The 24,168-nt window shown below is 67.3% G+C and carries 25 protein-coding genes and 1 tRNA gene; 11 read left to right on the forward strand and 15 right to left on the reverse strand.

Annotated elements, in window-relative coordinates; translation table 11 throughout:
- Nucleotides 1-52: 52 nt before the first annotated feature.
- Entirely contained in the window at nt 53-1,303 is a 1,251-nt protein-coding gene (locus ABZ004_RS02760) for an acyltransferase (protein WP_355678022.1), read from the forward strand.
- On the forward strand, nt 1,300-2,310 hold the full coding sequence (locus ABZ004_RS02765; RefSeq protein WP_355678023.1) for an acyltransferase: 1,011 nt from the start codon (nt 1,300-1,302) through the stop codon (nt 2,308-2,310). Before ABZ004_RS02760 ends, ABZ004_RS02765 begins: the two co-directional genes overlap by 4 nt.
- A 54-nt stretch (nt 2,311-2,364) precedes the next feature.
- On the opposite strand, the gene rplL is transcribed toward ABZ004_RS02765, so the two are convergent.
- Both rplL and rplJ read right to left on the reverse strand, forming a co-directional pair.
- Entirely contained in the window at nt 2,365-2,751 is a 387-nt protein-coding gene (gene rplL / locus ABZ004_RS02770) for a 50S ribosomal protein L7/L12 (protein WP_355678024.1), read from the reverse strand.
- Between the two features lie 68 nt (nt 2,752-2,819).
- The gene (gene rplJ, locus ABZ004_RS02775) at nt 2,820-3,446 is read right to left on the reverse strand and encodes a 50S ribosomal protein L10 (RefSeq protein ID WP_355678025.1); all 627 of its coding nucleotides are present in this window, start codon (nt 3,444-3,446) and stop codon (nt 2,820-2,822) included.
- A gap of 255 nt (nt 3,447-3,701) precedes the next feature.
- Here rplJ and ABZ004_RS02780 point away from each other — a divergent pair, with 255 nt between their 5' ends.
- The gene (locus ABZ004_RS02780; RefSeq protein WP_355678026.1) at nt 3,702-4,424 is read left to right on the forward strand and encodes a MerR family transcriptional regulator; all 723 of its coding nucleotides are present in this window, start codon (nt 3,702-3,704) and stop codon (nt 4,422-4,424) included.
- Here ABZ004_RS02780 and ABZ004_RS02785 read toward each other — a convergent pair.
- The 4 genes from ABZ004_RS02785 to ABZ004_RS02800 all read right to left on the reverse strand — a co-directional run bounded on the left by ABZ004_RS02785 (nt 4,390) and on the right by ABZ004_RS02800 (nt 7,837).
- Nucleotides 4,390-5,568, reverse strand: coding sequence for an MFS transporter (locus tag ABZ004_RS02785; RefSeq protein WP_355678027.1), 1,179 nt, complete (start codon nt 5,566-5,568; stop codon nt 4,390-4,392). The genes ABZ004_RS02780 and ABZ004_RS02785 overlap by 35 nt on opposite strands.
- Nucleotides 5,569-5,663: 95 nt before the next feature.
- Nucleotides 5,664-6,068 carry a RidA family protein gene (locus tag ABZ004_RS02790; RefSeq protein ID WP_355678028.1) on the reverse strand — a complete coding sequence of 135 codons (405 nt, stop codon included), beginning with the start codon at nt 6,066-6,068 and terminating at the stop codon, nt 5,664-5,666.
- A gap of 18 nt (nt 6,069-6,086) precedes the next feature.
- A complete protein-coding gene (locus ABZ004_RS02795; protein WP_355678029.1) occupies nt 6,087-6,821 on the reverse strand; it encodes an IclR family transcriptional regulator in 735 nt (244 codons plus the stop codon).
- A complete protein-coding gene (locus tag ABZ004_RS02800; protein ID WP_355678030.1) occupies nt 6,818-7,837 on the reverse strand; it encodes a sugar kinase in 1,020 nt (339 codons plus the stop codon). The genes ABZ004_RS02795 and ABZ004_RS02800 overlap by 4 nt, the downstream gene beginning before the upstream one ends.
- A gap of 128 nt (nt 7,838-7,965) precedes the next feature.
- On the opposite strand from ABZ004_RS02800, the gene ABZ004_RS02805 reads away from it, so the two are divergent.
- The 4 genes from ABZ004_RS02805 (at nt 7,966) to ABZ004_RS02820 (ending at nt 13,056) form a co-directional block, all read left to right on the forward strand.
- Entirely contained in the window at nt 7,966-9,276 is a 1,311-nt protein-coding gene (locus ABZ004_RS02805; protein WP_355678031.1) for an amino acid deaminase, read from the forward strand.
- A gap of 10 nt (nt 9,277-9,286) precedes the next feature.
- Nucleotides 9,287-10,891, forward strand: a complete 1,605-nt coding sequence (locus ABZ004_RS02810; RefSeq protein ID WP_355678032.1) for a D-aminoacylase — start codon at nt 9,287-9,289, stop codon at nt 10,889-10,891.
- A complete protein-coding gene (locus ABZ004_RS02815; protein ID WP_355678033.1) occupies nt 10,891-11,526 on the forward strand; it encodes a bifunctional 4-hydroxy-2-oxoglutarate aldolase/2-dehydro-3-deoxy-phosphogluconate aldolase in 636 nt (211 codons plus the stop codon). Before ABZ004_RS02810 ends, ABZ004_RS02815 begins: the two co-directional genes overlap by 1 nt.
- A 129-nt stretch (nt 11,527-11,655) precedes the next feature.
- On the forward strand, nt 11,656-13,056 hold the full coding sequence (locus ABZ004_RS02820; protein WP_355678034.1) for a gluconate:H+ symporter: 1,401 nt from the start codon (nt 11,656-11,658) through the stop codon (nt 13,054-13,056).
- A gap of 12 nt (nt 13,057-13,068) precedes the next feature.
- Here the strand turns inward: ABZ004_RS02820 and ABZ004_RS02825 are convergent, their stop codons facing one another.
- Genes ABZ004_RS02825 through ABZ004_RS02835 form a run of 3 tightly spaced genes read right to left on the reverse strand, consistent with a single transcriptional unit; the run spans nt 13,069 to nt 15,691 of the window.
- On the reverse strand, nt 13,069-13,776 hold the full coding sequence (locus ABZ004_RS02825) for a DUF4097 family beta strand repeat-containing protein (RefSeq protein ID WP_355678035.1): 708 nt from the start codon (nt 13,774-13,776) through the stop codon (nt 13,069-13,071).
- Nucleotides 13,776-14,420 (reverse strand): response regulator transcription factor, encoded by a 645-nt coding sequence (locus tag ABZ004_RS02830; RefSeq protein WP_355678036.1) that lies wholly within the window; start codon nt 14,418-14,420, stop codon nt 13,776-13,778. The genes ABZ004_RS02825 and ABZ004_RS02830 overlap by 1 nt, the downstream gene beginning before the upstream one ends.
- Nucleotides 14,408-15,691, reverse strand: coding sequence for a histidine kinase (locus tag ABZ004_RS02835; RefSeq protein ID WP_355678037.1), 1,284 nt, complete (start codon nt 15,689-15,691; stop codon nt 14,408-14,410). Before ABZ004_RS02835 ends, ABZ004_RS02830 begins: the two co-directional genes overlap by 13 nt.
- Nucleotides 15,692-15,868: 177 nt before the next feature.
- Between ABZ004_RS02835 and ABZ004_RS02840 the strand changes: the two genes are divergently transcribed.
- Nucleotides 15,869-16,402, forward strand: a complete 534-nt coding sequence (locus ABZ004_RS02840; RefSeq protein WP_355678038.1) for a hypothetical protein — start codon at nt 15,869-15,871, stop codon at nt 16,400-16,402.
- Nucleotides 16,403-16,408: 6 nt separating this feature from the next.
- Here ABZ004_RS02840 and ABZ004_RS02845 read toward each other — a convergent pair whose 3' ends face one another.
- Nucleotides 16,409-17,530, reverse strand: a complete 1,122-nt coding sequence (locus ABZ004_RS02845) for a hypothetical protein (protein ID WP_355678039.1) — start codon at nt 17,528-17,530, stop codon at nt 16,409-16,411.
- A 240-nt stretch (nt 17,531-17,770) separates the two neighbouring features.
- Between ABZ004_RS02845 and ABZ004_RS02850 the strand changes: the two genes are divergently transcribed.
- A complete protein-coding gene (locus tag ABZ004_RS02850) occupies nt 17,771-18,802 on the forward strand; it encodes an alpha-hydroxy acid oxidase (RefSeq protein ID WP_355678040.1) in 1,032 nt (343 codons plus the stop codon).
- 34 nt (nt 18,803-18,836) lie between these two features.
- Nucleotides 18,837-19,763, forward strand: a complete 927-nt coding sequence (locus ABZ004_RS02855; RefSeq protein WP_355678041.1) for a formyltransferase family protein — start codon at nt 18,837-18,839, stop codon at nt 19,761-19,763.
- A gap of 38 nt (nt 19,764-19,801) precedes the next feature.
- On the opposite strand, the gene rplA is transcribed toward ABZ004_RS02855, so the two are convergent.
- The 5 genes from rplA to ABZ004_RS02880 all read right to left on the reverse strand — a co-directional run bounded on the left by rplA (nt 19,802) and on the right by ABZ004_RS02880 (nt 22,604).
- Nucleotides 19,802-20,524 carry a 50S ribosomal protein L1 gene (gene rplA, locus ABZ004_RS02860; RefSeq protein ID WP_355678042.1) on the reverse strand — a complete coding sequence of 241 codons (723 nt, stop codon included), beginning with the start codon at nt 20,522-20,524 and terminating at the stop codon, nt 19,802-19,804.
- A 78-nt stretch (nt 20,525-20,602) separates the two neighbouring features.
- On the reverse strand, nt 20,603-21,034 hold the full coding sequence (gene rplK, locus ABZ004_RS02865; protein WP_112243308.1) for a 50S ribosomal protein L11: 432 nt from the start codon (nt 21,032-21,034) through the stop codon (nt 20,603-20,605).
- Nucleotides 21,035-21,046: 12 nt separating this feature from the next.
- Nucleotides 21,047-22,183: a transcription termination/antitermination protein NusG gene (gene nusG / locus ABZ004_RS02870; protein WP_355678043.1), complete on the reverse strand. Its 1,137-nt coding sequence runs from the start codon at nt 22,181-22,183 to the stop codon at nt 21,047-21,049.
- A 49-nt stretch (nt 22,184-22,232) separates the two neighbouring features.
- The gene (secE, locus tag ABZ004_RS02875; RefSeq protein WP_112243312.1) at nt 22,233-22,475 is read right to left on the reverse strand and encodes a preprotein translocase subunit SecE; all 243 of its coding nucleotides are present in this window, start codon (nt 22,473-22,475) and stop codon (nt 22,233-22,235) included.
- Between the two features lie 56 nt (nt 22,476-22,531).
- Nucleotides 22,532-22,604, reverse strand: a tRNA-Trp gene (locus ABZ004_RS02880).
- A 310-nt stretch (nt 22,605-22,914) separates the two neighbouring features.
- Between ABZ004_RS02880 and ABZ004_RS02885 the strand changes: the two genes are divergently transcribed.
- The gene (locus ABZ004_RS02885) at nt 22,915-24,108 is read left to right on the forward strand and encodes a pyridoxal phosphate-dependent aminotransferase (RefSeq protein ID WP_355678044.1); all 1,194 of its coding nucleotides are present in this window, start codon (nt 22,915-22,917) and stop codon (nt 24,106-24,108) included.
- The last annotated feature ends 60 nt before the right edge of the window (nt 24,109-24,168 follow it).

The raw sequence follows: 24,168 nt of genomic DNA on the forward strand, positions 1-24,168 counted from the left end.
CTGCGCGTCCGCCCCTTCGAGGTGGCGAAGAGTCCGAGTTGCCGGAGGAACTGTGCCGCGGCCAGCTGCTTGGTTGCACCGCCTGCGGCCGCGTGCGCCACAGGGCCTTACCTCCCTGCAGCACGGTGACCAGCTCCGACACCCGCGCTCCGAGATCCTAGCGCTGACCGGTGTCAGAGCCGCGGCAGCCCTCGCCGTCGTGGTCCATCACATCGGGTTACCAGTTTCCGCCCCAGAACCTTTGCGGAATCTTGCCGCTTCGGGCTACATCGGGGTGCCACTGTTCTTCATGCTGTCCGGGCTTGTGCTCACCTGGAACTACTCGTCGTTGACGATGTCGTCGGGCACCAGGCTCTGGCGGTTCTACCTGGCGCGGATCGCCCGGGTGATGCCGCTCTACTGGGCTGTACTGCTCTTCTTGGTGGTGCAGCGAGCAGCACGCGGCATACCGCAGGAGGCGCTGTGGCGGCATGTGCTGGCGATCCAGACCTGGTCCGGCGACTACTCGATCGGCCAGGCCAGCTACAACCCACCGGGCTGGTCGATCTGCGTCGAGCTCTTCCTCTACGCGTTGTTCCCGTTGCTGATCCCCGTGATCGCCTTTGTCTCCAAGCGGTTCGGCGCTGCCGGGCTGGTCTGGGTGATGGCCGCGGCGTTCGCAGTACAGGTGTTGCTGGTCGCGGTGTTCACGGCTGAGGGCTGGGCGCATCTGGCGATCGACAATCCGGCATCGGGACATCGCTGGCTCTACCGGAACCCGCTGCCGCGACTGTCCGAGTTCGTGATCGGGATGTCGCTGGCTTTCCTTCTGCTGCGTGGTCTCCGGCTACGCAGTCGGATCGCCGGCTGGCTGCAGGTCGCCTGTGTTGCGGCGGTGCTGGTCGTGGCGGCGCTGGGTCCCAGCTATGCGTCTTGGGAGTTGCCGGCCTTCTACGGCGCGATGTGGACGGTGCCGTTCGCAGTACTGCTGCTCTCACTCGCCGCTGCACCGACCGCCTGGTTGTCGAGGTTCTTCTCCACGCGTGCGCTGGTCTCACTCGGTACTGCGAGTTACGCCCTCTACCTGACCCACCGACCACTGCTGCCCTATCTCGGGAAGGATCGGTTCGACCTGGTGTCGAGTCCGTCCAGCTGGGCTGTCTACGGATCTGTCCTGGTGACTATCGGCCTCTGCCTGTTGGTCGGCGAGGGTGCCCATCGGCTGATCGAAGTACCGGCACGACGGGCTGTACTACGGGTTGTCGCGCGGCGTACCAGTCGACAACTGGTCACTGAGCGTACGCCGTCGGAGGTGTCGGCGTGACGGGACTCACATCGGTCGACGCCGGTGCCGGCCTGCGTCATCCACGTCCCGAGATCCTCGCACTGACAGGGTTGCGAGGCCTGGCGGTGCTGGGAGTCATCGCCTCGCAGGTGGGCGTTTGGCGAACCGCTCCCCCGGTCCTACATCAACTGGTTGCAGCCGGCTCGCTAGGAGTGCCGTTCTTCTTCCTGCTGTCCGGGTTCGTCCTTGCCTACAACTACCCAGGCCTGAGTGGCAGGCGTCCGGTCAGTCGCTACGCGGTGGCCCGGCTCGCGCGACTCGGACCCCTGTACGTCGTGGTCGGCAGTGGGGTACGCGTGCTGGGCGGGCTGAACGGCGGCGAGTGGGTCCGCTCCGTACTCGGCCAGCAGACCTGGTTCCTCGGTACTGCACTCGTCTTGTACGTCGCGTATCCGCTCCTGACCCGAGTCGTCGCTGCAGATCCGACCCGAGCCGCTGTGTGCGCAGTGGTCGTGCAGGTTGTCGTCCTGGCGCTCCGACTGGGCACCGGCTCCGATGACTGGCTCTACCGCAACCCACTGGTGTGGATCCCGGACCTGGTGCTGGGGATGGTGCTGGCCAGCCTGGCGACTTCTGGCTTCCGGCTGACTCGGCGTACGGCGTACCTGGTGCAGGTCGTCGTGCTTGTCTATGCAGTCGTTCTCTCATGCGTCTCCAGCAGTAGCGCGCTTCACTACAGCGTTTTCTGGTCCGTGCCACTCGGACTGGTGATTCTCAGTGTGCTCAGGACGACTCGTGTCTCCGCCGTACTGGCTGGGACTGTCCCGGTCAGGCTCGGAGTCGTCGGCTATGAGGCGTTCCTGGTGAAGACGCTGGTGCTCGACGGGTTCGGACCGGTTCACTCCGGCTCGCTGTGGGGTGCCCTGCTCGCCGTTGGCTGGATCGGCTTCACCGTGCTGGTCGCGGAAGGTGCCCACAGATATATAGGAGCACCCGGACGCCGGTGGGTGTTGTCGCTGGCCCGGCGACGCGCAGTACGGGTCTGAAGACAGCAAGAAGGGCGGCCCCTTGCGGGACCGCCCTTCTCAGGTACTACAAGGTCACTTCAGGGTGACGGTGGCGCCGGCGCCCTCGAGGGCCTCCTTGGCCTTCTCCGCGGCAGCCTTGTCGACCTTCTCCAGGATGGCCTTCGGCGCACCCTCGACGAGGTCCTTGGCCTCCTTCAGGCCGAGGCTCGTGAGACCGCGCACCTCCTTGATGACCTGGATCTTCTTGTCGCCGGCCGACTCCAGGACGACGTCGAACTCGTCCTGCTCGACAGCCTCTTCGGCAGCGGCGCCACCGGCGGCCGGGGCCGCGGCAACGGCGACGGGAGCAGCGGCGGTCACGCCGAACTCCTCCTCGAATGCCTTCACGAACTCAGAGAGCTCGAGCAGGGTGAGTTCCTTGAACTGGCCGAGCAGCTCTTCGGTGCTGAGCTTCGCCATGGTGGCGGTCCTTCCTTCAATGTGTTGCTAGGTGATTACTGAATGGGGTCCTGCGTGAAGTGAACGGGTCAGCTGTCGGCTGACGCGGTCTCCTCGGTGCTCGCCTCTTCTGCGGCAGGTGCGTCGACTGCATCCTGCACAGCCTCCGCAGCCGGAGCCTCGTCCGCCACCGGGGCGTCCTCGGCCGGCAACTTGTCCTGCAGCGCCGCGAACAGGCGGGCAGCCTGCGCGAGCGGAGCAGCGAACAGCGACACCGCTTGCTGCGGGGCCGCCTTCATCGCACCTGCGAGCTTCGAGAGGAGAACCTCACGCGACTCCAGGTCAGCGAGCTTGGTGATCTCGTCGGAGCTGAGTGCCTTGCCATCAAGCACACCGCCCTTGATGACGAGAAGGGGATTGGCCTTGGCGAAGTCACGCAGCCCCTTGGCCGCGACCACCGGGTCGCCCTTGATGAAGGCGATGGCCGACGGACCCTGCAGCAGCGAGTCGAACGACTCCACTCCCGCGTCCTTGGCCGCGATCTTGGTCAGCGTGTTCTTCACCACGGCGTAGTTCACGTCGTCACCGAGCGTAGTGCGCAACTGCCGCAACTGCGCCACGGTGAGTCCGCGGTACTCGGTCAGCACGGCGCCGGCAGAGCTCTTGAAGTTCTCAGTGAGCTCTGCGACGTCGGCAGCCTTGTCCGGCCTCGCCATGGGTCTCCTTCCGCCCTGTCGTAAAGACAGAGTTGGGCTTCTTTGCCACACCGGCCAGGACCCTCAGAAATCGAAAACGCCCCTGCGCAGGCGCAAGGGCGTGAGACTTCCACTAACTTGTCACCTACGCGGGCCGCCCACGAGCTTGTGGGACCTTCAGCTACTCCGGGAGCAGCGACCAGCGGTCTTTGGCAGCCTCAAAGGTAACAAGCCACGGCTCCACGACCAAATCGGTTCCCACAGTAGGGTGCCGGAATGGGTTTGCGGCCGGTGGATCTTGCGCGGGAAGCGGGCATCTCGGCGCAGCTGGTGCGCAACTACGAGGCCGAGGGGGTTCTACCGGCGGCCGCTCGCAGCCCCAGCGGGTACCGGCAGTACGAGTCGGTGCATGTGGCTGCTCTCCGTGCGTTCCGGGCCCTGGCGCCCGGGTTCGGACGTGAGGAGGCGGCCGAGATCATGCGGGCGGTGAATGCGGGCGACGAGGCGTTGGCGCTTCGGCTGATCGACGAGGGCCACGCGGCCTTGCACGCAAGACGGTTGGCGACCGACGAGATGAGTGATGCGCTCGGGGCGGCTGCCGAGCAGTTCCTGGATCCACCTCCGCCGAGCGTCGGACCAGCGCTGCTCGTTGGCGAACTGGCGCAGCAACTCGGCGTACGGGCGGCCACGTTGCGGCTGTGGGAGTCGGCTGGGTTGCTGATGCCGCCGCGGGAGCCGAGTACGAAGTACCGGCGGTACGGGGCGTTGCAGATCAGGGATGCGCGGATCATCGCGATGTTGCGGCAGGGGCGGTACGGGTTCGAGCAGATCCGGCCGGTGCTTGAAGGGCTTCGGCATACGGGAAGCACTGAGGCGCTGCGAGCTGCTGTGGCCGAGCGGCGGGCAGCACACGATCGGCGTACGCGGGCGATGTTGCATGGCGCAGCAATGCTCGACACCTACCTCAATCGGGGCGCGGCGGGATCCAACGGCTCATAGCTGTCGCAGCTGCCCAACCAGTAAGACCCATCACCAGTACTGCGGGCGCTAAGCCGGCCACCGCGGTCACGGCCGCGATCAGCAGCGGCCCTGCTCCGTTACCCGTGTCCGCGAAGAGGCGGAAGGCACCGAGGAACTGTGCCCGGCCGATCGATGGGGACGCGTCGGCTCCCAGGGTCATGATGACGCCGGCACCCAGGCCGTTGCCGATCCCCATCAACAAGGCGACTGCAGTCAACGCCGGTGCTGAGTGGGTCAACGGTAGTAAGAGGTGTGCGAGACCGAGTACGGCCATGGAGGGGACTGCGACCCACTTGCGGCCGAAGCGGTCCATCACCGAACCGGCTGGATAGAAGAGCAGCATGTCGACCGCGCCGGAGACACCGAAGATCAGGCTGGTTGTCTGCGGGTCCAGGCCGAGGTGTTCGGCCCAGAGGGGGATCACTACCTGCCGGGATGCGCGTACGGCGCCGACGAGGAGAGCGCCGACGCCGAGCGTTCGTAGTACGGGCAGGTGTTCTTTGATGACTGCGGCGGTTGACTGGACGACCACGGGGCGGCTCGCGCGAGCACGGCGTACGGACTCGATGTCCTGGAGGCTGAGGAGAACCACGCAGGCGAGCAGAGCGGCGACGAGGTGGACCCAGTAGGCGCCGTCGGTGCCGAGGAACTTCATCGCGAAGGCGCCCAGGAACGGGCCGATGAACGAGCCGATCCGCTGGACGCCGCCGAGCGTGGAGAGCGCTCGCGCGCGGAGCTCGATCGGCACGGCTTCACTGAGGTAGGCCTGGCGCGCCAGTCCCCAGACGGCACCGGCGAGTCCGGTCGCGAAGATCGCGATCGCCAGCCCCCAGACGGTCGGAACGAGCAGGCACGCGACCAGCGCGACCGACACCAGCCCGGTCGCGGCAAGCATCGCCCGCCGCTCCCCGATCCGCGTTGTCAGCGCACCGGCCGGGATGTCGCCGACCACCTGCCCCAGCCCAGCCGCCGCGACCACCAGCCCGGCCGTCGCGACAGCAGCCCCGAGATCCCTGGCAGACAAGGCGACCACGGGCGCAATAGCTCCTTGCCCGATGCCGTACAACAACGCCGGCAAATAAACAGCAGGAGCAATCCGCAGAAGCCCACCCGGAGAACCCATCCCCGCCATAGTCCCACCTTCAACCACCCCCTGAGACCCCCAGTCTCAGGACACGGAATCAGTCCAGGGCGGAGTCCTGGTCGGTGTCGGGGTGATCAGTCGAGGGCGGCGAGGGCGTCTATTTCTACGAGCATTTGGGGGAGGGGGAGGCCGGTGAAGACGGTGGTGCGGGAGGGGAGGACGCCGGAGGGGGTGCGGGCGCCGACGAACTCCGCGTAGGCCTCGTTCATCGGGGCGAAGTCCTCGCGGGTGGTGAGGTAGACGCGGAGCATGACGACGTCGTCGAAGGTGGCGCCGCCGGCTGTGAGGATCGCCTCGATGTTCTGCAGGACCCGGGTGGTCTGCGCCTTCACGTCGCCCTCGAAGACGAACGCGCCGCTGGCCGGGTCGACCGAGCCCTGGCCGGACACCTGCAGGATGCCGCCCTTGCGCACCCCCTGCGAGAACACGGGCATCGGCGCGGGCGCGTCGGGCGTGGAGATGACGGTCTTCTCGGACATGTGAGTAAAGCCTTCCGGTTAGTTGTAGTCGGCGCCGATGGCTGCCGTGGTGGTGAGCAGGTCCGGCAGCAACTCCAGCACCTGCTCGTAGTTGAGCAGAACGTCCGGGACAGACACGGAGACGGCCCCGACCACCCGCCCGGACTTCTCCTTGATCGGAGCGCCGATGCAGTTGATGAACGACTCGTGCTCGGCCCGGTCGTGCGCCCAGCCTTGCGAGCGCACCAGGTCCAGCTCCTCGCGCAGCTGATCGGGAGAGGTGATCGTGTTCTCGGTGAACTTCCGGTAGTCGATAGTCGTCAGCAGTGCCTCCCGCTGCCGCTTCGGCTGAGCAGCCAGGAGCACCTTGCCGACCGCCGTACAGTGCAGCGCTGCAGGCACACCGATCTGCGAGTACATCCGCACAGACTGCACGCTGTCGAGCTTGTCGATGTAGATGACCTGCCCGTTCTCGTACGCCGCCAGGTGCACCGTCTGCCCGGTCCGCTGGTTCAACTGCCGCAGGTGAGGTGCAGCAACAGCCCGTACGACGTGTTGCTCGCGCGCCGCATCGGCCAGCGAGAACAGTCGTGAGCCCAGTCGGTAGCGGTGAGCCTCGTCGCGGCGTACGAAGCGCTCTACTTCCATAGTGCGCAGTAGCCGCAGCACAGTCGTCTTGTGCACGTTCAACTCGGCAGCGAGCTGGTCCAACGACCTGTCTCCTTCGCCGAGGCTCACCAGGATCTGCAGCGCTCTGGCCAGGCTCTGACTCATACGGCACCTCCAACCAGCGCAGGCGAATTGATGCCTGCAGCACCTACCTGCGTATGCGCCCAGTCCTCGTCGGAGCAGTGCAGCAAAGCATCCCGTACTACGGGTTCCGGCGGCGCAGCGTGATCGTCCGGCACCGCCAGCACTGCCGCCGCACTCAGGTGCCCTAACCGAAGCCGCTGCTCCATCGGCAACCCCTGCAACGTCCCAGCCAAGTACCCAGCTGCAAAGGCGTCTCCTGCCCCCACCGGCTCGACCACGTCGACGGTGAGTGCCGGCACCGACGTACTGCTTCCGCTCGGCTCCAGTGCGAGTGCAACGTGCGAGTCGGACTTCACTACCAACGTTGAGCGTGGACCGAACAGCTGCCGAAGCTCCTGCGGGTCATTGGTCCCAGCGAAGAGCATTGCCTCGTCTGCACCGATCAGCACGACGTCGGCAGCGCGCAGCAGTCGCCAGAGTGGAGCAGGGTTCGCGTCACGCCACAGGGCTGGTCGCCAGTTCAGGTCGACGCTCAGGGTGAAGCCCAGCGTGTCTCGCAACGCAGCCAGTCGGTCCAGTAGTTCAGCGGCCGTGGTGGAGATCGCTGCAGTGATACCCGTGGTGTGGACGAGCTCTGCACCGACCAGGCGGTTGCGCACCGCCGTACGGTCGAGGAAGTCCGCATTCATCGCGGCAGCTGCTGAGCCGGAGCGGTAGTAGTGCATCCGGGTCCGGCCGCCGATGGTGTGCTTCACGTAGAGCCCAGTCGGCCGTAGTGGGTCGTCCTCGACTCCGCCGACGTCGACTCCACGGGACTCCAGGTCACGCAGTACGTGCCGGCCGAAGCCGTCCGCACCGAGTCGCGAGACCCAGCCGGTCGGGATGCCGAGCGCGGCCAGTCCGCCCGCGACGTTGCACTCGGCGCCGCCCACCGACCGCCGGAAGGTCTCGACATCTTCCAACGGGGCACCGGTCTCGGCGGCGAGCATGATCATCGCCTCACCCAGGCAGATCGCTCGAGGCACCACATCGACCATCGGCCAGTCCTCTCGGGCGTCTGTCGTTGACGGAAGTTCTGGCGCGATGCTACAACCGAGACATCAGAATGCGCAACGATAGTTGCATCCCTTGCAACTCCCTTGCAACTCCCGACTCAGAGGACGTCATGTCAGCTTCGTACGATGCCGCCGCCGTCGCCGCCCTGGCCGACCAGCCGGTGAGTTGGCGGGACAAGGCGCTGCCGCCGGCGTTCTGGGGCCGGACCGTCGCGGAGGTGCTGGCCGGAAAGCCCCGGTTGTCCGCGCTGCCGACTCCCCTGCTCACACTGTCCGCCGCGGGGCTTCGACACAACGTCGAGACGATGGCCCGCTGGTGCACCGAGCACGGCGTCGAGATCGCGCCGCACGGCAAGACCACGATGGCCCCCACGCTCTGGGCGACCCAGCTCGAGGCCGGTGCCTGGGGCATGACGTTCGCGAACGTCTTCCAGCTCGGCGTCGCCCGTGCCTTCGGAGTCAGCCGGGTGATGATCGCGAACTCGGTGGTCTCCCCTCTGCAGCTCCGCTGGATCGCCGATCAGCTCGCGGCCGACGAGAGCTTCGAGGTGATGGTCTGGGCCGACTCGGTCCGCACCGTCGAGATCATGGAGGCCGCGCGTTCGGCGTACGTCGGACCTGACGCGCGCCAACTCGACGTACTGGTCGAGGTCGGTGGCGCCGGTGGTCGCACCGGTGCGCGGGGTGCCGAGACAGCTCTCGCCGTTGCCGACGCGATCGCGGCCGCACCGACACTTCGACTGGCCGGTGTCGCCGGGTATGAGGGCGCGATCGCTCACAGTGCCAGCGAATCCGGGCTCGAGCACGTGCGCTCGTACCTCCGCGATCTCGCCGCGATCCACACTCGTCTGCAGGAGGACGGCCGGTACGACGAGGGGCTGGTGCCGGTCGTCAGCGCGGGCGGCAGCGCGTACTTCGAGCAGGTGGCGAAGGTGCTCAGCCCGCTCGCCGGGACCGGAGCCCGGGTGGTGATCAGATCCGGTGCCTACATCGCGCACGACGACGGGTACTACCGCGAGATCTCCCCGCTCGGTGCCGAGCCGCGAACCGACGGCGAAGGTCTGCAGGTGGCCATGCACGGCTGGATCCGGATCACCTCACAACCCGAGCCGGGCCTGGCGATCTTCGATGCCGGCAAACGGGATCTGCCGTTCGACGAAGGCATGCCGATGCCCCAGTTGCTCCGGCCGCGCGCCGCGGGCGTTGCGGTCCGTCCGGTCGAGGGGATGACCGTCACCAAGATGAACGACCAGCACGGGTTCCTCACCTTCGGCACGGACGAAGTGGTGATCGGCGACGAACTGCGGGTCGGGCTCTCCCATCCCTGTACATCGTTCGACAAGTGGGGCCTGATCCCGGTCGTCGACGACCCGGACGCCGACGACCCCGTCGTGGTCGACCTGATCCGCACCTTCTTCTGATGGGGCACCGATGACTGACCTGCTGATCACCGGCGCGACCGTGTACGACGGGACCGGCGCGGCCGGCGTACGCGCGGACGTCGCCGTTTCGGGTGGGCGGATCGTGGCTGTCGGCAACGATCTGCCAGCTGCTTCATCCACTATTTCTGCCGATGGACTAGCGCTGTCGCCGGGCTTCATCGACATGCACGCACACTCCGACCTGCAGATCCTGGCGAACCAGGACCACCTGGCGAAGGTCAGCCAGGGCGTCACGCTGGAGGTGCTCGGCCAGGACGGGTTGTCGTTCGCGCCGATCGACGACCCGACCCGGTCCGCCGTACGCCGCCAGATCGCCGGCTGGAACGGTGAGCCGGACGACTTCGACTTCTCCTGGTCCACGGTCGCCGGGTACCTGGATCGCCTGGACCAGGGGATCGCCTGCAACGCGGCGTACCTGGTCCCGCAGGGCACGCTTCGGATGATGGTGGTCGGCACGGCGAATCGCCCGGCGACCCGGGCTGAGCTGGACGAGATGAAGCGGCTGCTGGCTGTCGGCCTCGCCGAAGGTGCAGCGGGGATGAGCAGTGGGCTCACCTATACGCCGGGGATGTTCGCCGACACCTTGGAATTGGTGGAGCTGTGCCGTGTCGTTGCGTCGTACGGCGGGTATTACAGCCCGCACCAACGGTCGTACGGGAAGGGCGCGCTGGAGGCGTACGGCGAGATGATCGACATCGCCCGGGAAGCCGGCTGCGCGCTGCATCTCACCCACGCGACGATGAACTTCGAGCCGAACCGGGGTCGCGGTGGCGACCTGTTGGCGCTGATCGACGCGGGGCTGGCCGATGGGGTGGACATCACCACCGACACCTATCCGTACTTGCCGGGGGCAACGACTCTGGCTGCGATCCTGCCGAGCTGGACGGCTGAGGGTGGGCCGGATGCGTTGCTCGCCCGGCTCAACGATCCGGCCGATCGGGACCGGATCACCTACGAACTGGAGCAGGTCGGGACCGACGGCTGCCACGGTTGCGTGACCGACTGGAACACGATCGAGATCGGCGGGGTGAAGAACTCCGCGCTGTCTTCTGCCGTCGGCAAGACCATTGCCGCGATCGCCACCGATCTGGGTCAGCCGCCGGCGACCGTGTTCTTCGATCTGCTGATCCGGGACAACCTGGCGACCACGATCCTGCAGCACGTCGGGCACGAGGAGAACGTGCAGGCGATCATGCAGCACCCGACCCACACCGGCGGATCGGACGGGATCCTGGTCGGCGGCAAACCACACCCGCGCGCCTGGGGGACGTTCCCGCGCTACCTCGCGCATTACGTCCGCGAGCTGGGCATTCTCGAACTCGCCGACTGCATCCACCACCTGACCGGACGGCCCGCGGGCCGGCTGCGGCTTCGCGATCGAGGGCTGATCCGGGAGGGGTACGCCGCGGATCTGGTGCTGTTCGATCCGTTGACCGTCCGCGACGCGGCGACCTTCGAGAACCCGCGTCAGCAGGCCGAAGGGATCCCGTGGGTGCTGGTGAACGGCGTCCCGGTGATCGCCGACGGACGGCGTACCGATGAACTGCCCGGCCGTGCGATCCGCCGGCCCCCCGCCTCGAACGAAGGAAACTGATGAGCACTCTGGACCTGCTGCGCCAAGACCGCGTACTGAGCGTCGTGCGGGCGCCGGCGATCGACGACGCGCGTGACCTCTGCGCCGCTCTGGTTGCCGGAGGCATCCATGTGGTCGAGCTGACCTTCACGACACCGGAGCTGCCGCGGCATCTGGAGCGGGCTGCTTCGACGTCGGCCGAGACCGGTGCCGTGGTGGGGGCGGGGACGGTGCAGACGGCTGCGCAGGCGAAGCAGGCGGTCGATGCGGGGGCGCAGTTCATCGTGACGCCGGGGCAGGGGTTGGAGGCGGCAGCGATCGTCGCGACGGCGCACGCTGGGGGGATACCGATCGTTCTCGGAGCTTTCACACCGTCCGAAGTGATGACTGCCCTGGCGCTGGGGGCCGACGCGGTGAAGATCTTCCCGGCGCATCAGCTGGGACCGAAGTACCTGAAAGACCTCGGTGGGCCGTTCCCCGGCGTACCGCTGGTCCCGTCCGGCGGTGTGAACGCCGGCAACGCGCGCGCGTTCCTGGACGCCGGTGCCCTCGCGGTCAGCGCCGGCACCGACGTAGTCTCCCCCGCCGACGTCGAAGCCGCCCGCTGGGCCGACATCACCACCAAAGCCACCGCCTTCTGCACAGCCCTGGTCTGAGACCTGTCCCCGTTCTTCCCTTCTAGCTGTCCCCGCCGTCCCCTGCTAGACCCGCCCTCCCTCCTTCTTTCCTTCCTTCCCTTTCAGTTATCCCGCCGCCCGCCCCCGCTAGATCCTCGGAGTGTCCCCATGTCCGGTGCCATTGATTGGCTGCACCACGACACGGCAGGTTTGTTGCTGCTGTGTCTGGTGGCCATCGCCCTGCTGCTGTTCCTGATCATCAAGATCAAGCTCGAGCCGTTCATCTCGCTGCTCGCCACCGGCCTGTTCCTGGCCCTGGCGGCCGGGCTGAACGTCCGGCAGATCGTCGGTACGGCGCTCAAATCGAGTGATTCCGTGCTGGAGAAGGGTTTCGGCGGCATCCTCGGCCATATCGCCGTGATCATCGGACTGGGGACCGTGCTCGGCGCGCTGCTGGAGCGTTCCGGCGGCGCGGACGTGCTCAGCCGGCGGTTGCTGAAGCTGTTCGGCCCGAAGGGTACGCCGGTCGCGATGGGCCTGGTCGGGTTGATCTTCGGCATCCCGGTCTTCTTCGACATCGGCATCTTCGTCCTCGCGCCACTCGTGTACGTCGCGGCGAAGCGTGGCGGCAAGTCGCTCGTGCTCTACGCGCTGCCGGTGCTTGCGGGTCTGTCGATGACGCACGCGTTCCTGCCGCCGCACCCTGGTCCGACAGCTGTCGCCGGGTTGCTGCATGTCGACATGGGCTGGCTGATCATCATCGGCCTCGCCTGCGGTCTCCCCGCCTTCGCAGTAGCCGGCATCCTCTGGCCGCTCTACATCGCGCCTCGCGTTCCGATCTCGGTACCGGATGAGTTCATCATCGCCGAGAAGGCTCAGGACGATGTCGAGAAGCCCGAACCGCCGCTCGGCCTGGTGCTGGCGGTGATCCTGCTGCCACTGGTCCTGATTCTCGGTGCGACCTTCGGCACGCTGATCCTCGACCCGCATCGGGATCTCCTGAGCGTGCTGACCTTCCTGGGCAACCCGGCCGTCGCCCTGCTTCTCGCCGTACTGCTGGCGTACTACCTGCTCGGCGTACGCCGCGGCATGACGAACGCCGAGTTCAGCGAGCTCTCCAGCAACTCACTCAAGCCGGTCGGCATGATCTTGCTTGTCGTCGGTGCCGGTGCCTTCTTCGGCGCAGTCATCTCGGCAACCGGCGTCGGCGCCGCCCTCGCCAAGAGCCTGTCGAGTGCGGGACTGCCGGTGTTGTTGCTCGCCTACGTCATCTCTTGTGGCCTGCGGATCGCGCAGGGTTCGGCGACCGTCGCCATCGTCACCACCGGTGGGATCGTCGGGCCGTTGCTCACTGCCGATCATTATTCACAGGCCCACCTGGCGCTGATCGCCGCCGCCATCTGTGCCGGCTCCATCATCCTCAGTCACGTCAACGACGGCGGTTTCTGGATCGTCGCCAAGTACTTCAACATGACGGTCAAGGAGACCCTGCTGACCTGGTCGGTGCTGGAAACCGTCCTGTCTCTGGTCGGTTTCGGGATGGCGTCGTTGCTCTGGGCGATCATCTGAGCCCAGCTCTCGTCACCTGGGGTCGACGGTGATGCTGCCGTTGCTGCTGCGAAGGTGGAGCCGGTTGGGCGAACTCAGATCGTTGTTCACATTGAGCTGGGTGGAGCCGGAGTCAGCGGCGGCGTCGATCGCGTACGTCGCTGTCCGGGGCACCAGCACCTCGATGGAACCGTTGCTGCTGGTCACCTCGACGTTGGCCGGTGCCCGGTCGAACGCGAGATCCACCGAGCCGCTCTGCGCGCTGACCGAGACCGAGGCGCTGCCCAGGCGTGTCCCGTTCACCGAGCCGTTGTCGGCAGTGACCTGGATGTCGCCGGTCAACTGACGCAGTTCGACCGACGTCCCTGAGGCGCTGACGGACAGCCGGGTGGCGCTCGGCAACTCGACGGCAAGGGCGAGACGGCAATCGGATCCTTCGCAGTCCGCGCCGATCTCCAGCTCGCGCGACGCCGGGGCCGGCTTCCGTACGGCGATCGTCGGCTGACCGGCCGTGTAGGTCCCACTCAGCGCGATGTGCACCTTGCCGTCGGTGCTGCGAGTGACGGCGACCACCACGTTCGCCGTGATGGTCACCGCGTCGATCGGCTGGTCGTAGGTCGTCGCGTACTTGTAGTCGAGCTTGCCGCGGATCACCGAGACCGTGACCGCGGCACCGCCGAGAACCAGAGCGAGCACCGGGATCAGCCCCAGTTGCAGCATTCTCCACTGTGCCTTCGTCATCACGACTCCAGGAACTTGAGAACGGCCAGGACCCGCCGGTGCTCGCCGTCGGCCGCGGCCAGGCCGAGCTTGGCGAAGATGTTGCTGATGTGCTTCTCGATCGCCCCCTCGCCGACCACGAGCTGCTTGGCGATGCCCGTGTTGGAGCGGCCTTCGGCCATCGCGCGCAGTACGTCCTGCTCGCGGGGACTCAGCACGGCCAACGGATCCGCCTTCCGGGAGCGCACCAGCAGTTGCGAGATGACCTCCGGATCGAGCGCGGCGCCTCCCGCGGCGACGCGGCGCAATCCGTCGATGAACTGGTCGACGTCGCCGACCCGGTCCTTCAGCAGATAACCGACTCCGCCCGGGTTGTTGCCGATCAGTTCGCTCGCATACCGCTCCTCGACGTACTGCGAGAGCACGAGCACCCCGATCTGCGGCGACCGCTCCCGGATCACCAGCGCCGCCCGCAGCCCCTCGTCGGTGAAGGTCGGTGGCATCCGTACGTCGACGACGCAGACATCCGGATCGTGCTCGTCCACCGCTTTGAGCAGCTGGCCGGCGTCGCCGACGGCGGCCACCACCTCGCAGTCCTGCTCCTCGAGCAGCCGGACGATCCCCTCCCGCAGCAGCACCGAATCCTCGGCGATCACGACCCGCATGGCACCTCCACCGTCAGCACGGTCGGCCCGCCGATCGGACTGACCACCGAGAAATCTCCGTCCACACCCGACACGCGATCGATCAGACCTTGCAGGCCCGTGCCCAGCGCCGGGTCGGCACCACCGCGGCCGTCGTCGGTCACCACGAGCCGCAGGCGGTCGCCGACCCGGGTGATCCGGACCGCGGCCCGGGCGGCCTGGGCGTGCTTCGCGATGTTCGTGAGGGACTCGGTGACGACGAAGTACACGATCGATTCGATGGTCAGCGACGGCCTGGGGTCGACCCGGACGTCGACCCGCACCGGCAGCGGCGCCCGCGCGGCCACCGCGGAGATCGCCGCATCGAGCCCGCGGTCGGTCAGCACCGGCGGATGCAGCCCGCGGGTGAGGTCGCGCAGTTCGGTGATCGCCTGCATCGCCTCGGCGTGCGCCTCCTCGATCAGCCCCTTGACCGCCGGATCGGAATCGCCGATCCGGCTCCGCGCCCGGCCCAGCGTCATCGCCAGCGAGACCAGCCGTTGCTGAGCCCCGTCGTGCAGGTCGCGCTCCATCCGGCGCCGCTCGGCCTCGACCGAGTCGACCACCTGTTGCCGGCTCTCCACGAGCTGATCGACCCGCTTGACCAGCGCGCCCGTTGCCGAGGCGCCGAGCAGGTTGCGGGCCAGGATGCCGTCGACCGCGGACAGCCCGCGGATCATCAGCGGTGACAGCACCAGCAGGAAGACGAGGGCGAGCGCTCCGGCCACGCAAGCCTTGGTGATGCTGTCGATCACGAACGGTCCCAGCTGAGACCGTTGAGCCGCCCAGCCCGAGTAATAGAACGGCAACGCGATCAGCACCGGCGGCACGGACCAGGCCAGCACGATCGCCGGGATGCCGACGCAAGCCATGCCGAACAGCACGACGAAGTACCCGAACTGCCGCCACAGCGCACGGTCGACGAGGGCTGCCCGAGCATCCTTGGCCGCTGCCCCGGTGCGAGCCGGTGGCAGCAACGGCGGAATCAGCTGGCCGCGAGTGATCGCGGCCCTGGCGCGCTCCCAGCCGGCGGCGGCGTACACGACCCTGGTCGCGCCGACCGTCAACGGAATGCCAAGGTAGGCCAGCGGCAGGGCGAGCGCGGCCACGATCAGCATCAGCAGGACCAGCAGCCCCACGACCAGGACGACGACGCCGTCGCCGAGCAGGTGAACAGTGGCCAGCCACAGGTACGGCGAACGCCAGAGCCGCCAGGGTGCGCGGGGAACCGGGTTCACGGTGGTGGTCGCCACTCCGCAGCACCTCCTTCTGTGTCCGGCCGCCTGGTGCTGGCCGCAGGCAACAACCTACGGGGCCGATGGGGCGGGCGGGATGAGGGAAACCACCGAAGCGACCGGGGGTTATCCCCCCATCGTCTTCGTGGGTTGGCCTGACTGTGTTCGGGGCCGGATTTCGGGAGTCTCAAAGGCATGACGACGACCTTCCCGGACCGGCCGGTTTCGCAGCCCGAAAGCTTCCTTCCCGCTCGGCTGCCCGACGCACTGGGCGACGCGATCGACGACCGCGTGGCCGAGGCTCTGGACGACTACCTGGCCGAGGGGCGCCTCGACGGACGCGTCCGCCCGCGGCGCTCCCCCGGCGGTATCGCAGTTCTGGTGGCCGCCGGAGTCGCAGCGGTGCTCCTTCCCTGGTGCCTGATCCTCGCGGCCACGCTGCCGTCCACCTACCAGGCGAATCACTGGAAGCTCGCCTGGATCGGGCTGGACTGCGGGACGGCGATCGCGGCCGCGTTCACGGCGTACCTGCTGCACAAGCAGGACATCCGTGCCGCGCTGAGTGCGGCCGCTGCCGGGACCCTGCTTCTCGCCGACGCCTGGTTCGACGTCAGTACTTCGGGTCCCGGCCTCGACCACACTCTCTCCCTCACCGAAGCCGTCCTGCTGGAGGTCCCGCTGGCAATCTGCGCCTTCGTCGTTGCCAGCCGCGCCCTGAGAAACCGTTGAGCTTGCTCAGTGGACGATCAGTTCCGGGACCACGCCTTCGTGGAGGGCTGAGTAGACCCTGTCGCGGAGGAGGTTCGCCTCGTGGTCGGTGAGGGTTCGATCCAGAGATCTGAGGATCAGGCGGACCAGGACGTTGCGTTGACCTGGTCGCAGCTGGAGCCGGTTGCGTGCGCTCTCCGGCAGATCCTCGTACGACGTCTCGCTGAGCACCTCCAGAAGTTCCACGGCGTCTTCATCGGCACCCAATGCCAGACGAACCCGGTCGCCCAGCGCCTCGTCGGAGATATCGGTAGCAGCACCCACCACCAGCGAGAGATCGCGTCGCACCGGTGGCATCGACGAGACAGCCTTGTACGGCGAGAGATCCAGCATCTGCCGCGCGACCCGCGGATCCGTTGCCCGGAGCAACCGAATGTCGCGGATCCCCTTGCGGAGCATCAACAGCCGGTCGAGACCAGGCCCCATCGCCAGGCCGGTCCAGCGATCGTCGAGTCCCGCGCGCCGGAGTACGGCAGGAGCCGCGACGCCACATTCGCTGATCTCGATCCACTGATCGTCCAGCAGGACGTCGATCTGGCGACCGTGGATCGTGTACGGATGCACCGCCGGCACCGTGCGATAGGTCTGCCCGGGCAGCACGGTCGAGACGAGGAGCGCGATCATCTCCTCCAACTCCGCCTCCCCGAGCGACACGTTGCGGCTGATCCGCCAGAGGTCGAGTTGATGTGGCGTACCGGTGTGCTGCCAGTCGACCGAATCGCGGCGGTAACAGATCCCCGCACAAACCATCAGCACATCGGAAGCCGACGACTCAGCCAACGAGCGAAGTGCCGGCGGAATCATCGCGGACGTGTGGCTCCGCAACACCTCAGTAGCAGAGGCATAGCGGGTGTAACGCTCCTCGCGAGTCACCGCATCGGCGGCGTACCCGAGGTTGTCGTAGTTGTCGGCGAGCGAGACCACAGGATGATCCCGGCGGGTCCAGATCTCGGTATACGGCCAAGCAGAGCTCAGCGCAGTACGCAGAGAGTCAACGATCAGCTGGATCGCATGGGGCCCTTGAGCAGGATCAGCAAGATCGCGCAGGGACAAGGCAGCGTGCAGTTCTTCGGCACGTAGTACAGACATGGCAAAACTCCAGAGGTGAGCAGCGGTTGAGGGAGAAGACACCCCGACCGGCCGCGGTCACCTCAGGAGAGAGCGCAGCAGCGACTCACCCCGTCGGCACCACTGTGCCGGCCGGGGCGGAGAAATCGCTGCCCAGACAACTGCATGCCACTACTCTACCGGGCACGATCCACCCGCCGCCCGGGCATTTCGGCCGCGGCTCGCCACACCGAGCCCCGCAGCGGTGGCACGATCAAGAGCATGCGATGGATCGACACCCTGGAAGCGGCCGCCGCCGAGAAGCTGCCCGAGCCCGTCCACCGGTATTTCCGGCAGGGATCGGCCGGCGGCATCACCGCCGGCGAAGCGGTGGCGGCCTGGGGCTCCTACCGCTTCCGCCCGCACATCCTCACCGACGTCTCGGCTGTCGACCTCCGTACGACGGTGCTCGGCACCCCGCTCGACGTGCCGGTCATGGTGGCCCCGACCACCCTCCAGCGGCAGGCCGATCCAGCCGGTGAAAGGGCGATGGCCGAAGGAGTCGCAGCAGCGAACTCCCTCCTCGGCGTCTCCAGCAACGCCGGTACGACGTTCGCCGACATCGGCGCGGTCGGCGCACCCTGGTGGTTGCAGATCTACGTGGTGAAGAACCGCGACGTGACGCTCAAGATGCTCGACAAGGCGGTCGAGGGCGGCGCGCGTGCCGTAGTACTGACTGCTGATACACCGGTCGTCGGGCGGAAGGAGGACGACGGGCCGACCATCTGGGAGGTGATTCCGCCCGAGCACCTGCTGGCCAACCTCGATGAGGACGAGTACGAAGCCGACGACCTCGGCAAGGCGGACGACCTTACGCCGGACGTCATCGGCTGGCTCGCCGAGCGGACCGGCCTCCCCGTCGTGGTCAAGGGCGTACTGCGCGGTGACGACGCCAAGCGTTGCGCCGATGCGGGCGCGGCCGGGGTGATCGTGTCGAACCACGGCGGCCGCCAACTCGACGGTGCGATCTCGACCGCCCGGGCACTTCCCGAGGTCGCGGAGGCGCTCTCGGGTTCCAGTACCGAGTTGTACGTCGACGGCGGCATCCGGCGCGGAGAACACGTCCTGGCCGCCCTGGCTCTCGGTGCCCGAGCGATCTTCGTCGGCCGGCCGGCGCTCTGGGCTCTTACGGTCAGCGGCTCGGCCGGCGTCACCCGGCTTATCGGCGATCTCGGGGTCGAACTCGAGCACGCGATGCGCCTGATCGGCGTACCGGAGCTGGCCTCGCTCTCGCCCGATCTGGTCGAGCGCTGAAACCGGATCACGCGGGCGAACCGTAATGCCTGACATGACACTTCGCATCGTCGTCCTCACCTCGTTCCTGGGCGGCTACCAGGTGGCCGCCGACTGGGCGGCCCGGCACGGTCACGAGATCGTGCTGGTCGTCTCGCCGCCGGTCGAGGCGGGTCAGCGGTACGACGGGAACCCGCTGGTGCTGGGGTTGCCGGCCAGCGCCAACATCCTGATCACCAGCAAGCTCCGCACGGTCGCCGCGTCGGTGATCGCGACGGTTGCGCCTGATCTCGTCATCTCGGCCGCGTTCCCGCGGTTGATCCCGGCCGAGATACTCGACATCCCGAAGTACGGTGCGATCAACTGCCATCCGTCAGCGCTTCCGATCGGGCGCGGACCGAACCCGGCCCGGCTGATCTACGAAGGTGACGACCAGGTCGCGGTGACCGTGCACCGGACCGCGGCCGAGTTCGACACCGGCGCGATCCTGGCTCAGCGGACCCGGCCGCTGCCGGACGACCTGAACGGGCCGGCGCTGTTCAAGGTGTGGCAGGAGATGCTCGGTGAATGCCTGGACTTCGCCGTACCGCGGGCGGTCGCGGGTGAACCCGGGCTGTGGCAGAACCTGGCCGAGGCGACCGAAGCGCCGTTCTTCACCTCGGCGGAGATGCTCGTTAACCTGACCGAGCCGGCTCACGTCGTACGCCGGAAGGTCGCTGCGCTCAATGTGGTCGCACCGCAAGCGCGGGCCGAGATCCCCGGGGTGGGCCTGCGCGAGGTGGTCGCCACGTACGGCGTACCGGTTAGTGGTGGAAAGACGAGGGCTCAGGTGCTAGCGGGATGGCCGGATGAAAGGTGCACGCACAAGGCGGGCACGGTGCTGGAACGGCATGCCGACGGGTGGACCGTCCAAACGGCCGACCGGCCGCTCCGCCTGGTCTGCCGAGAGAAAGCTGAACGCAGAAAGGCCCCGGTCCGTTAGGGACCGGGGCCCTTCTGTCAGTGCTCAGCCGATGAGGATCAGACCTCGGCCGGGTCCTCGAGCAGGTTGCGGGTGATGCTGGGGTCAACCTGGACGCCCGGGCCCATCGTGGTCGAGAAGACCGTCTTGCGGATGTACCGGCCCTTGGAGCTGGAGGGCTTCAGCCGGAGAATCTCCTCCAGTGCGGCGCCGTAGTTCTCCACCAGCTGGGCATCGTCGAACGACGCCTTGCCGATGATGAAGTGCAGGTTCGCGTGCCGGTCGACCCGGAACTCGATCTTGCCACCCTTGATCTCGTTGACAGCCTTCGTCACGTCCGGGGTGACCGTGCCGGTCTTCGGGTTAGGCATCAGACCACGCGGTCCGAGCACCCGGCCGAGCCGGCCGACCTTGCCCATCAGGTCAGGCGTGGCGACGACGGCGTCGAAGTCCAGCCAGCCGTCGGTCACCTTCTTGATCAGGTCGTCGTCACCGACGTAGTCGGCGCCGGCGGCCTTGGCGGCCTCGGCCTTCTCACCGGTGGCGAAGACGAGGACCCGAGCCGTCTTGCCCGTACCGTGCGGAAGGATGACGGTGCCGCGCACCATCTGGTCGGCCTTGCGGGGGTCGACCCCGAGGCGCATCGCGACGTCGACGGTGGAGTTCAGCTTCTTGCCGGCCGCCGCTTCCTTGGCCAGCTTGATGGCCTCCAGCGGCGTGTACAGCTTGTCGAAGTCGATCTTCTCCGCGATGGCGCGGTAGCTCTTGCTGCGCTGAGTCATGTTGTTCCTCTCTGGGATGTGGTGTCACGGGCGGCGCTTCGCCCTGCCACAACTGCAGTTACGTCGTACTGGGGGGTGTTACTTCTCGACGACGACGCCCATCGAGCGCGCGGTGCCCTCGATGATCTTCATCGCGGCGTCGATGTCGCGCGCATTCAGGTCCGGCATCTTGGTGGTGGCGATCTCGCGGACCTGGTCGGCGGTGATCTTGCCGACCTTGTCCTTCTGCGGGACGGCCGAACCCTTCTGCAGGCCCGCGGCCTTCTTGATCATCTCCGGCGCCGGCGGCGTCTTGGTGATGAACGTGAAGGAGCGGTCTTCGTAGATGGTGATCTCGACCGGCACGACGTTGCCACGCATGGATTCCGTCTGGGCGTTGTACGCCTTGCAGAACTCCATGATGTTGACGCCGTGCGGACCGAGCGCGGTACCGACCGGCGGGGCAGGCGTCGCGGCACCGGCCTGGAGCTGCACCTTCACGAGGGCAGCGATCTTCTTCTTGGGAGGCATTCTCTCGGGTCCTTAGACTTTCTGGATCTGGCTGAAGCTGAGTTCCACCGGGGTCTCCCGGCCGAAGATCTCCACCAGCGCCTTGATCCGCTGGGCGTCGGCATTGATCTCCGTGATCGTGGCGTGCAGGGTCGCGAACGGCCCGTCGACCACCATGACCGAGTCGCCGACGCCGAAGTCGGCGACCTCGACCTTCTTCTTGGCCGCGGTCTTGGTGGGTGCGGCACCGGTCTCGGCTGCCGCCGCCTCGGCCGCCGCCACGACGGCCGGAGCAAGCATCTTCTCGACCTCTTCGAGGCTGAGCGGGACGGGCTTCTGGCTGTTCCCGACGAAGCCGGTCACCGACGGCGTGTGCCGCACGGTCGACCAGGACTCGTCCGTGAGGTCCATCCGGACCAGCACGTAGCCGGGGAGCACGGTGCGCTTGACCATCCGGCGCTGCCCGTTCTTGATCTCGGCGACCTCTTCGGTCGGCACGATGATCTCGAAGATGTAGTCCTCCATGTTCAGGGAGTTGATCCGGTTCTCCAGGTTGCCCTTGACCCGGTTCTCCATCCCTGAGTACGTGTGCACCACGTACCAGTCGCCGATCTGGGAGCGCAGCGTGTTGCGCAGCTCCTCCAGCGGGTCGACCGGCTCGGCCGGCACCGCTTCTTCCTCGGCTTCTTCTTCGTCGTCATCGTCGTCATCGTCGTCGGACTCGTCGGAGGCGGAGTCGGAGTCGGCGCTCGAGAAGACGACCGCGTCGGGTGCGACGGCGGGCTCCTCGGTGTCGTCCGGCGCGACCTCGGCGGTCTCCTCGGCCAGCTCTTCGGCGGCGTCGTCGACGTCGGCGGCGGTGACCACCTCGTCGTCCTCCGCGGCGTCGGCGGCCGCGACGACCACGACCGGCTCGTCGTCGGAGTCGTCGGACTCCGCGGCGCCGTCCTCGGCCTCGTCGTCGGCGGAGTACTCACTGTCGGCTTCGAGGTCGACGTCGTCGTCCTCGTCGTCGTCGGCCACCTCGACGTCGAGGTCGGCGAACAGGTCGTCGTCGTCCTCGTCGTCCAGGTCGAAGCCGAGGTCGACGGCGTCAGCGGATACGTCGAACTCGTCCTCTACCTCGAGGACCTCGTCGTCGCGCTGGTCGGACACGTTGTACTCCGTCATCTGTGCATCGGGGGTGAGTCAGGCTGGTGCCGGTCGATCGAAGTGCCGATCAGCCGAAGATCTTGAACATCGCCCAGCCGAAGACCAGGTCGAGCACGGACACGATCGCGATGACGAACACCACGAAGGTCAGCACGACCATGAAGTAGGTGGACAGCTGCTTGCGGGTCGGCCAGACCACCTTGCGGAGCTCGGCGACGACCTGGCGATAGAAGCGCAGCAGCCGGTTGCCCGACTTGCTCTCCGCCGGCTTGCCGGCGCCGGACGGTGCCGGGGTGCGCGTCTCCGTCACGACCTACCTCTTTCGCTAGCGGCGTCCCTGGCCGGCCCTGCGCCGGTCAGGATTTGCAGGGCACGAGGGACTTGAACCCCCAACCTTCGGTTTTGGAGACCGATGCTCTGCCAGTTGAGCTAGTGCCCTCTGCAAATCTGGTACTGCTTCCCAGACGCCACCGGACCTGATCCAGGGCATGCCGGATCAGGGCCATCAACGCCCGGACTAGAAGAGTGTACGGGGTCGGGGCCACCTGGTCGAACTGAGGTCAGGTGAGGCACCGAGCGCCCGCCACGCCCTGTGCCGGACGCCGTACCGCGGGCAGAACCATACCGTCTCCACCACCCGACAACGGCGCGGGGTCGGCCGGAGTTCCGGGACCGGCCCGGAAGACCCCGGCGGCCACCAGGCGATACCGAGGTGCTGCCGGCGGGCCGCCAGTGCCAGGATGGGCGCCATGGTCTCCCGTATTTCTGCACGGATCGGTGCAATCAGTGAATCGGCCACGCTCGCGGTGGACGCGAAGGCGAAGGCGCTCAAGGCGGCCGGCCGGCCGGTGATCGGCTTCGGCGCCGGCGAACCGGACTTCCCCACCCCGGACTACATCGTCGAGGCCGCCGTCGAGGCGGCCCGCGATCCGAAGAACCACCGCTACAGCCCGGCCGGCGGTCTGCCGGAGCTGAAGCAGGCCATCGTCGAGAAGACGAAGCGGGATTCCGGCTACGAGGTCGAGGCCTCGCAGGTCCTGGTCACCAACGGCGGCAAGCACGCGGTCTACAACACCTTCGCGACGCTGCTCGACCCGGGCGACGAGGTGCTGCTGCCGGCGCCGTACTGGACCACCTACCCGGAGACGATCCTGCTGGCCGGCGGCGTACCGGTCGAGGTGCTCGCCGACGAGACGCAGAACTACCTGGTCACCGTCGAGCAGCTCGAGGCCGCCCGGACCGAGAAGACCAAGGCGCTGCTGTTCTGCTCCCCGTCGAACCCGACCGGCGCGGTGGACACCCCGGAGGCGATCGAGGCGATCGGCCGCTGGGCGCTCGAGCACGACATCTGGGTGATCACCGACGAGATCTACGAGCACCTGACGTACGGCGACACGAAGGCGACCTCGATCCCGGTCGTCGTACCGGAGCTCGCCGACCGCACCATCGTGCTGAACGGCGTCGCCAAGACCTACGCGATGACCGGCTGGCGGGTCGGCTGGATGATCGGCCCGAAGGACGTCATCAAGGCGGCCACCAACCTGCAGTCGCACCAGACCTCGAACGTCTGCAACGTCGCCCAGCGGGCCGCGATCGCCGCGGTCTCCGGTGACCTGACCGCGGTCGACGAGATGAAGGTCGCGTTCGACCGGCGCCGCAAGCTGATGGTCTCGATGCTCAACGAGATCCCCGGCGTCGAATGTCCCGAGCCGACCGGCGCGTTCTACGCCTACCCGTCGGTGAAGGGTGTCTTCGGCCGCGAGATCAACGGCCGTACGCCGAACAGCTCCACCGAGCTGGCCGAGATCATCCTGGACGAGGCCGAGGTCGCCGTCGTACCGGGTGAGGCCTTCGGCGCCCCCGGCTACCTGCGGCTGTCCTACGCCCTCGGCGACGACGACCTGGTCGAAGGCGTCTCCCGCATCCAGAAGCTGCTGGGCTGACATTTCGCAGTACTTCGAAGTGTCGGCTGCCCTGTAACGGAGCCGACCGGCCGAGCGTCG

The sequence above is a fragment of the Kribbella sp. NPDC006257 genome, from assembly GCF_040613535.1.
In the GTDB taxonomy this organism is placed as follows: domain Bacteria; phylum Actinomycetota; class Actinomycetes; order Propionibacteriales; family Kribbellaceae; genus Kribbella.

Bases quoted from the DNA above. Each gene is read 5' to 3' on its own strand.
- rplL (WP_355678024.1), bottom strand. From the start codon at position 2,751: ATGGCGAAGCTCAGCACCGAAGAGCTGCTCGGCCAGTTCAAGGAACTC.
- rplJ (WP_355678025.1), bottom strand. From the start codon at position 3,446: ATGGCGAGGCCGGACAAGGCTGCCGACGTCGCAGAGCTCACTGAGAAC.
- ABZ004_RS02780 (WP_355678026.1), top strand. From the start codon at position 3,702: ATGGGTTTGCGGCCGGTGGATCTTGCGCGGGAAGCGGGCATCTCGGCG.
- ABZ004_RS02785 (WP_355678027.1), bottom strand. From the start codon at position 5,568: ATGGGTTCTCCGGGTGGGCTTCTGCGGATTGCTCCTGCTGTTTATTTG.
- ABZ004_RS02790 (WP_355678028.1), bottom strand. From the start codon at position 6,068: ATGTCCGAGAAGACCGTCATCTCCACGCCCGACGCGCCCGCGCCGATG.
- ABZ004_RS02795 (WP_355678029.1), bottom strand. From the start codon at position 6,821: ATGAGTCAGAGCCTGGCCAGAGCGCTGCAGATCCTGGTGAGCCTCGGC.
- ABZ004_RS02800 (WP_355678030.1), bottom strand. From the start codon at position 7,837: ATGGTCGATGTGGTGCCTCGAGCGATCTGCCTGGGTGAGGCGATGATC.
- ABZ004_RS02805 (WP_355678031.1), top strand. From the start codon at position 7,966: ATGTCAGCTTCGTACGATGCCGCCGCCGTCGCCGCCCTGGCCGACCAG.
- ABZ004_RS02810 (WP_355678032.1), top strand. From the start codon at position 9,287: ATGACTGACCTGCTGATCACCGGCGCGACCGTGTACGACGGGACCGGC.
- ABZ004_RS02815 (WP_355678033.1), top strand. From the start codon at position 10,891: ATGAGCACTCTGGACCTGCTGCGCCAAGACCGCGTACTGAGCGTCGTG.
- ABZ004_RS02820 (WP_355678034.1), top strand. From the start codon at position 11,656: ATGTCCGGTGCCATTGATTGGCTGCACCACGACACGGCAGGTTTGTTG.
- ABZ004_RS02825 (WP_355678035.1), bottom strand. From the start codon at position 13,776: ATGACGAAGGCACAGTGGAGAATGCTGCAACTGGGGCTGATCCCGGTG.
- ABZ004_RS02830 (WP_355678036.1), bottom strand. From the start codon at position 14,420: ATGCGGGTCGTGATCGCCGAGGATTCGGTGCTGCTGCGGGAGGGGATC.
- ABZ004_RS02840 (WP_355678038.1), top strand. From the start codon at position 15,869: ATGACGACGACCTTCCCGGACCGGCCGGTTTCGCAGCCCGAAAGCTTC.
- ABZ004_RS02845 (WP_355678039.1), bottom strand. From the start codon at position 17,530: ATGTCTGTACTACGTGCCGAAGAACTGCACGCTGCCTTGTCCCTGCGC.
- ABZ004_RS02850 (WP_355678040.1), top strand. From the start codon at position 17,771: ATGCGATGGATCGACACCCTGGAAGCGGCCGCCGCCGAGAAGCTGCCC.
- ABZ004_RS02855 (WP_355678041.1), top strand. From the start codon at position 18,837: ATGACACTTCGCATCGTCGTCCTCACCTCGTTCCTGGGCGGCTACCAG.
- rplA (WP_355678042.1), bottom strand. From the start codon at position 20,524: ATGACTCAGCGCAGCAAGAGCTACCGCGCCATCGCGGAGAAGATCGAC.
- rplK (WP_112243308.1), bottom strand. From the start codon at position 21,034: ATGCCTCCCAAGAAGAAGATCGCTGCCCTCGTGAAGGTGCAGCTCCAG.
- nusG (WP_355678043.1), bottom strand. From the start codon at position 22,183: ATGACGGAGTACAACGTGTCCGACCAGCGCGACGACGAGGTCCTCGAG.
- ABZ004_RS02885 (WP_355678044.1), top strand. From the start codon at position 22,915: ATGGTCTCCCGTATTTCTGCACGGATCGGTGCAATCAGTGAATCGGCC.